This window comes from Roseovarius sp. CAU 1744 (assembly GCF_039839345.1).
Taxonomy (GTDB): Bacteria; Pseudomonadota; Alphaproteobacteria; order Rhodobacterales; family Rhodobacteraceae; genus Roseovarius.
Map to the genome: position 1 here is coordinate 1 of NZ_JBDOQV010000018.1, position 2573 is coordinate 2573.

A 2573-nucleotide genomic window follows, 5' to 3' on the forward strand; every position below is an offset into this window, starting at 1 on the left:
GTCGAATACATCGACGGTGACAGTGGCACGGGTAAGCTGACCATTGTCATCCGCCGTCCAGTAATCAAACGTGTCGGTCCCCTCGTAATCGCCGAAAGGCGTGTAGACCAGTTTGCCGTCATCGCGCATCGCCAGGTCGCCCTTGTAGGGGTTGGTGAAGCCGTCGATCGTCAGAACATCGCCGTCGGGGTCGTAATCATTGGCGAGCACGTCGATGATGATGCTGGATTCGTTGTCCACGGACACATGATCATCCTGCGCATCAGGGGCATCGCTATCTAGGTCGATCAGACCGTTCGAGGTGACGCCAAGATTTTGCAGCCGGGTATCGGAGATATCCAGTGTGATGACATGGTTGAACTTCAGCAATTCGCCGGTCGCACGGTCGGCGACGAGATCCGGCAACAGCATGACGTTCCGCCCATCGGCGGTTTCGTAATAACCGTCGGCCTGAAGGATCGTCAGGATATGCTTGGAAAACAGGATGTCCTGGTTATCCGATGCAAACTGCCGGTCGCGTGATCCGATCGAATCAGTCTTGATGCCATCAAAGGACAGGTTTTCGTTCAGGCTGATGGTGGTGTCACCCGTCATCGTGAACTGAAGCCGGCCTTCGACCAGATCGTCCGAGGACAGGAAGGAGTGCCAATTCTTGTTGTAGCCTTCGATGTCGATATCGTTACCATTGGCATCGACATCAATCAGAACATGGTCGATGTCATCGCCCGTCCAGCCGTTCTTGATCCGCTGTTCCAGATCGATCCCGGTATGGAAGTTGGTGACTTTCAGCCCGTTGATCGCCAGGTCAAACACCTGCGGTCCGAACTCGAACCCGGTACCGGCAATGGAAATCAGCTCCTGGCTGTCGGTCCCGATCAGGTCGAAATTCTTCAGCGTATAGTGAGACGTGTAGGTCAACTGCACGCCCTCTGTCGTCTCCCAGTTCACGAAACCGTCCATAACAGTGCGGACATCGTGATTTTGCTGGATCTGACGCTTGACCACGATCAGACCGACATGGGTGCCAAAGGCTTCGTTGTCGCTGAAACCCTGGATCGGCACCTGGTCATTGCTCCGCGCCGTTTCCGATCCGTAGAAGGCGTCAGGCTGATCGGTGTGTTCGGCAACCGGGTTGCTGGCAGCGGTGCGGGTCATCCAGACGAAGCCGTGGTTGGTATTCGCGGCGATGTTTTCGCTGGCCTCGACCATCCGGCCGCTGAAGAAGAACCCCTCGCCGGTGCGGCCGACATCATCGCGCAGGACATCCTCACCCGATTTTGTCCTGGCATGGCCGTATCCGACGCCCTCGGTCTTGATCGCAACGTTGCGCCACCAGATGCCGGTTTCATCGCCATCCTCGGCCACGAAGGCCGCGCCAAACACGTCAAACGCGACGTTGTCGATGAAATTTGCATGGCTGGAGTGGTGCACGAAACCCCATCCCGGGTTGCCGGTCACGACATTGCCCATCGCGATCGCTGGATCATCCTGATCCTCGGTGCCCGTACGGTGGAAGTGCAGCGAATACCGACCCTGCGAGTTGGTGTCGGCGGCAATCGTATCGGGATCCAGCGTGTTGAGGTGGAACGCGGGCTTCGATTTGTCAGTACGGCCCAGATCGTCGAACGCCGCATAGCGGACATCGACATCCTGGTTGTGCTTGAACATCACGTGGCCGCGGTGGTGGACCTCGGAGGCCTCGCCATCTTCGCTGCGGAAGGTGATGTTGCGGGTGGTGTTCGCCACCACCGCCGCAAGATCGTCGCGCGGCGTGTCATGGTCGTGGGCCAGGGGACGATCGATGGTGATCGTATCACCGTTGATCGCGGTGATCGTGACCTCTTCATCCTCGCTCTCGGCATATTCCTTCTGTCCGGTCGCGCGGTTGAAGAACCAGCCCTTCTTGTGCGTCCCGGTCAGAACGATCGTGTCGCCGACCTGCCAGTTGTCAGGAATGTCCGACAGCTTGATTTCGGTATCGCCGGCCATCGGCGTTTCCGCCACCTTCAAGTTCGATGTCTTCTCAGCGCCGTGAATTTCGACCTGGCCGTGCGAAATCACGCCCCGCGACAGAAGCGAGGGATCCCAGTTGATGTCGATGTCGCCGTTATTGGCTATCACGATCTCGGCGTTGACATCGTCCTGGATCGGGTTGTCCTCGGTGCCAATCTCCAGACGGCCTGAAGGCGCGACAACCAGCGTGTCCACCAGCATCTTGGTGTCCATATCTGTGGCAAAGGACAATTCGCCATCAACCCGGACGGTAAACAGCGACGCGTCGCTTTCGCCGTCATAGGTAACTGAAACACCTTTGGGAATCAGTACCTTGGCGCCCTGATCCGGAATCTCACCATTGTACCATGTGTCCGGATCGAACCAGTCGCCATTGCCGATGGCGATATGCGTCGCCTCGGAACGGGGAACAAGGTCCAGCAACTGGCCATGTTCCGTGGCCTTTTGCGAGTCGTCCATATGAGCAGAATGATCCGCTTCGGCCTTTACTGCAATGACGTAGGCCTCAACTTCACTAGGATGTGTAGGCAGCGGAATGTATGAATCGTCGTCGCCGTGAT

General features: G+C 57.5%; 1 protein-coding gene. It reads right to left on the minus strand.

The annotated features are described in order from the left end of the window. On the minus strand, nt 1–2472 hold a 2472-nt coding region (locus AAFO92_RS22450; RefSeq protein ID WP_347539174.1), incomplete at its 3' end, for a G8 domain-containing protein. Between the last annotated feature and the right edge of the window lie 101 nt (nt 2473–2573).